Genomic DNA, 4580 nt, shown 5'->3' with positions numbered 1-4580 from the left:
TGGGCCTCTGGAGCGGTTCGAGTTCACCGCCGAACAGGGGCCGCCGGAAAGCCACAGCGGTCGGGAAAAGCCGGTGATGACTGCCCCCGGCACCAGCCACCCGACCCAGAGAACAAAGGACAATCCCATGAAGCGCGACAAAACCCTGGCCACCGCAGCTTGCCTGGCATTCATCCAACGCCGCGACCAGGCATTACCGCTGGTACCCCCGGTGGGACTCGAACCCACACTGTGCCGGTTTTAAGCCGGCTGCCTCTGCCAATTGGGCCACGGGGGCGGGCCGCCGCCGGGGCGTCTCACCAGGCGTCATCAAACCTACCGGACAGGGGCGGCGGACTGATGCGAAAGCTCGGTCTCGCGGCAAAGAGGCTGGTAAGAGGTCATTGCCCAGCTTGCCGGGCAACCTCGAATCGCTTCGAGCTACTCCCGGACTGAGGGCGGGCCGGCCCCAGTGTTGGCGGCATCGGATCAAGCAGACGAACTACTGGCGGCGGAAAGGGTGATCCCGTCCAAGATGTCGTGCTCTGAGGTCACAGCCTGGGCGAGATGCCCGCCTTGGCCGGTGACGGCATCAGACACATGGGCCAGCACCCGCGACCAGATCACGGCACCCCCACCAATCACGTCGACCCGGCCCGGATGCATGAACCCGAAGGCGGCGCGCTCGGCCCGCGATGCCTGCCACAATCGCCGGCAGCTCGTCTGCAGCAGGTCAAGTCCCAGGGCCGCACCGTCGATCCTGGCCGGGTCGTAGTGGTCCAGCCCCAGGGCCAAGGCCGTCACGGTGGTAATGGTCCCGGCCAGACCCACCAGGGTGCCGGTCTGGCCCAGGTCGACCTGCTTGGCCGCCGCCTCGAGGGCCACGTCGACATCTGCCGCCGCTGCCAAGACCTGCGCCTCGGTTGGCGGGTCGTTCAGCAAGTGCCGCTCGGTCAGGCGGACGCAGCCCACGTCCATGGAGTGGGCTTGGACCGGTGCGTCCACGCCTAGGACCAGCTCGGTTGACCCGCCGCCCAGGTCAACGCACAAGAACGGCCCCGGCCAGCGGCCGGCCAGGCCGCTGAGCGCCCCTGTGAAGGAAAGATGGGCCTCTTCGAGACCGTCGACCACATTGACTTCGACCCCCAACTCGGCGCGGACAGCGTCGAGCAGCACCGCCCGGTTGGCTGCCTCCCGTGTGGCCGATGTCGCCACAAACCGTACCGGCCCCACGCCGGCTTCCTGGCACAGCCGGCCAAACCGCTTGACCTGAGCTAACGTCCGTTCCAGGGCCTCGGGGGCGAAGTGCCCGGTCCGGTCGACGCCCTGACCCAACCGGACCACTTCCATCAGTCGAGTGACGTCGGTCAACCGCCCGGCAGCCACATCGACATCCGCGATCAACAACCGGATCGAGTTGGTGCCGCAATCAATCCCGGCGGCCCTGACCACCCCTGGCCTAGTCATCGCGGCCATCTGCGTCATCGCCTGAACTGCCACCCGCGCGAAAGCCAGCCAGGCCACCCTCGCCGCCTTGGGCACCGTCAGCGGCGGGTTTGCCGCCACCGCGGGGAGCAGACACGCCAGGCCGGTCGCCGCCATCGGCGCCAAGACAGGTGCAGACATCTGGCCGCCACCAACGCGATAGCGCCACCAGCGTAGCGTCGCCCAGCGGGTTGACGCCCGGTCCCGCCGCCAGCGAATGCGCCGCCAAGACATGCAGACACTTGACCCGATCCGGCATGCCGCCAGCGGAAACACCCTCGATCTCGGGAACTTGACCTAGCTCGAGCCGCCGGGCCAGGTAGTCGCGATGGGCGGCTTGATGGGCCGCCGCCAGGGCGGGGTCCTGGCCCAGTTGAGCGTTCATTTGCGCCATCAGACCTTGGCTTTCCAGCCGCCCGATGCCGGCGCAAGCTCCAGGCTCAGTCAGATAGTAGGTGGTGGGAAAGGGGCTGCCATCTTCCAACCGTGGAGCCGTGCGCGCCACCAATGGCGCGCCGCATATGCACCTGGCCGCCACCTCGACCACACCGCGGACCTCACGGCCCAGTTGTTGACGCATCTGATCTAGATCACCAGGGCTGACCGAGGTTGGCTGACGGCGGACCACCAATTGGTCGATCGACGCGACCGAGGTCAAGGCTTACCTGCCACCACGGTCGAATCCCACATCAGCGAATACCAAGGTGGTTTGGCGTCATCTTGCTGATTCAAGGTCTGTTCTGGCGCAACACTGGGGCTGGGTGGGCCGGCCGGCAAGGTGGGGGCGTTTTCTGGGTCAGCCACGCGGTAGCTGGTTTCCCCCGGCATTATGTATGAAAGCCGCTGGCGGGCTTGGGCCTTTATGAACGCCGGATCCTGCCAGCGGGCTAGCTGGGCTTCAAGGTCTTCGGCTTCAGCTTTGGCGGCCTCCAGGGCCGCTTCGAGCCGGGCCTTTTCGACCTGCTGGGCTGAATAGAGCCGGGCGGTGGGGAAAACCAGCACAAACGCCATGGTGGCCACCACGGCCAAAATCACCACCTGGAAGCCAATCCGCATCCGGCGTCCGGCCTTGACCTTCTCAGCCCGTTGGGCCTCGTCGATCTTCTGGGCCTGGACCCTCAGGCGCTTGGCGCCCTGCGGTCGCCGGGCCGCCGGCCTTGGTGTTCGCACCGCTCAATCATGCCAAGGCCGCGGCGTACGACCAAGCCAACTGGCCGCACAGCTGAACCCTGACACTGCCAGGCCCGGACCCACAGCCAAAGGTCCAACGCGCGGCATCGGGCAGGTAGCCCAAAGCCACCCAAAACAAAGCCACCCGCGCCACCCGCGGAGGCACATCCCAGGTGGCGCGGGCGGTCCGCCCGTATGGGCCTGTCTCTTGGCAGGCCCCGGCCGCGCCGGCCCGGCCGGGATCAAGCCCCCACCTAGCCAGCGCGGCAACCAGCCCTATTGTTGCCGTCAGGGCGTGCTGCCTGGCACGCCCCTAGGCCGCGGTCAGGCCTTGAAGCGCGGGAAGGCCGACTTGCCGGCATAAACCGCCGCGTCGCCCAACAGCTCTTCGATCCTGAGGAGTTGGTTGTACTTGTTGATGCGCTCGCCACGGGCCGGGGCGCCGGTCTTGATTTGACCAGCGTTGACTGCCACGGTCAGGTCGGCAATGGTGGTGTCCTCGGTCTCACCGGAACGGTGCGAAACCATGGCTGCGAACTTGTTGCGCTGGGCCATTTCGACCGCGTCGAGGGTCTCAGTCAAGGTGCCGATCTGGTTGAGCTTGACCAGCAGAGCATTGGCTGTGTCGGTCTCAATCCCCTTGGCCAGGCGCTCGGGGTTGGTCACGAACAGGTCATCGCCCACGATTTGGCACTTGTCGCCAATGGCGGCGGTCAGGGCCTTCCAGGCGTCCCACTCGTCTTCGCTGAGCGGATCTTCCATGGACAGCATGGGATAGTCCGCGATCAACTTGGTGTAGTAGTCGACCATGAAATCGGTGTCCTGGGCCTTGCCCTCGAACTGATAGGCGCCATCCTCGAAAAACTCGGTAGCGGCCACGTCCAGTGCCAATGCCACATCGACGCCGGCCTTGAAACCGGCTTTGTCAATGGCGGCCAGGATCTCGTCCAGAGCGTCAGCGTTGGACGGCAGGTTCGGCGCGAAGCCACCCTCGTCGCCCAGGCCGGTGGACAGGCCCTTGGCCTTCAGCACTGACTTCAGGGCGTGGTAGACCTCTGCGCCCCAACGCAGAGCTTCGCGGAATGAGGGAGCGCCAATCGGCGCAATCATGAATTCTTGAATGTCGACGTTGGAATCGGCGTGTGAGCCGCCGTTCAAAATGTTCATCATGGGCACGGGCAAGACATGGGCGTTTGGCCCACCCAAGTAGCGGAACAACGGCAGAGCGTCTGACTGAGCGGCGACCTTGGCGGTGGCGAGTGACACGCCCAGGATGGCGTTGGCACCCAGGCGGCCCTTGTTTGGCGTCCCGTCCAGGTCGATCATGGCTTGGTCAACCAGCCGCTGGTCGGTTGCATCCATGCCATCAACCTCGGCGGCGATTTCCCCGTTGACGGCCGCGACGGCCGCCTCGACGCCTTTGCCGAGGTAACGCGGGGCGTCATCGTCCCGCTTCTCAACCGCCTCGAAAGCACCAGTCGAGGCGCCAGAGGGCACGGCGGCCCGAGCGAAGGCGCCGTCCGACAGGCCAACTTCGACTTCGACGGTGGGATTGCCACGGGAATCGAGGATTTCGCGGGCTATTACTAGTTCAATGCTGGCCACAGGGCACTCCTACTTCTGAGTTGGTGGTCGGTTTTGTTCACCAGCGTAGCGCTTGGGCCGGGCTTTGAACCCGGTGCGCCGCGGGTTATCAGATGTCGGTTCACCGTGCCACTGTCCAGCCAAGATGTCAGGCCAGGATTCGTCCCGGTCTGCAGCCTCCGCCGGCCGCAAAAATGACCCGTCTGCCCCCTTTCCGCCGAGGCCGTACTGCCTTCACGCGAGACACTATGTGGTGATTGGCTGGGTTGGTTTGGTGGTTGGACAATAGTGGCGGCGGGGCTGGTGCCCCGCCGCCTTCAAGTCGAAGAGTTTTGAAAGGACTCGACTCATGGATCATCGTA

4 protein-coding genes and 1 tRNA gene are annotated in these 4580 nt (G+C 65.4%); all 5 read right to left on the bottom strand.

Annotation, left to right across the window (positions count from 1 at the left end; all coding sequences use genetic code 11):
* Positions 1 to 200: 200 nt before the first annotated feature.
* Positions 201 to 277 (bottom strand) — tRNA-Leu (locus FWD29_09855).
* A 191-nt stretch (positions 278 to 468) separates the two neighbouring features.
* On the bottom strand, positions 469 to 1446 hold the full coding sequence (locus tag FWD29_09850) for a Ppx/GppA family phosphatase (protein ID MCL2804232.1): 978 nt from the start codon (positions 1444 to 1446) through the stop codon (positions 469 to 471).
* Entirely contained in the window at positions 1439 to 2044 is a 606-nt protein-coding gene (locus FWD29_09845) for a DUF501 domain-containing protein (GenBank protein ID MCL2804231.1), read from the bottom strand. Before FWD29_09845 ends, FWD29_09850 begins: the two co-directional genes overlap by 8 nt.
* 74 nt (positions 2045 to 2118) lie before the next feature.
* Entirely contained in the window at positions 2119 to 2634 is a 516-nt protein-coding gene (locus tag FWD29_09840; GenBank protein ID MCL2804230.1) for a septum formation initiator family protein, read from the bottom strand.
* A 324-nt stretch (positions 2635 to 2958) separates the two neighbouring features.
* Positions 2959 to 4239, bottom strand: coding sequence for a phosphopyruvate hydratase (gene eno / locus FWD29_09835; protein MCL2804229.1), 1281 nt, complete (start codon positions 4237 to 4239; stop codon positions 2959 to 2961).
* Between the last annotated feature and the right edge of the window lie 341 nt (positions 4240 to 4580).

Source organism: Micrococcales bacterium (assembly GCA_009784895.1).
Taxonomy (GTDB): Bacteria; Actinomycetota; Actinomycetes; order Actinomycetales; family WQXJ01; genus WQXJ01.
This window is presented reverse-complemented; position numbering and strand designations above follow the sequence as displayed.

What these genes read in the sequence shown, in the direction of transcription:
- FWD29_09850 (MCL2804232.1), bottom strand. Translation starts at nt 1,446, where the DNA reads ATGACTAGGCCAGGGGTGGTCAGGGCCGCCGGGATTGATTGCGGCACC.
- FWD29_09845 (MCL2804231.1), bottom strand. Translation starts at nt 2,044, where the DNA reads ATGCGTCAACAACTGGGCCGTGAGGTCCGCGGTGTGGTCGAGGTGGCG.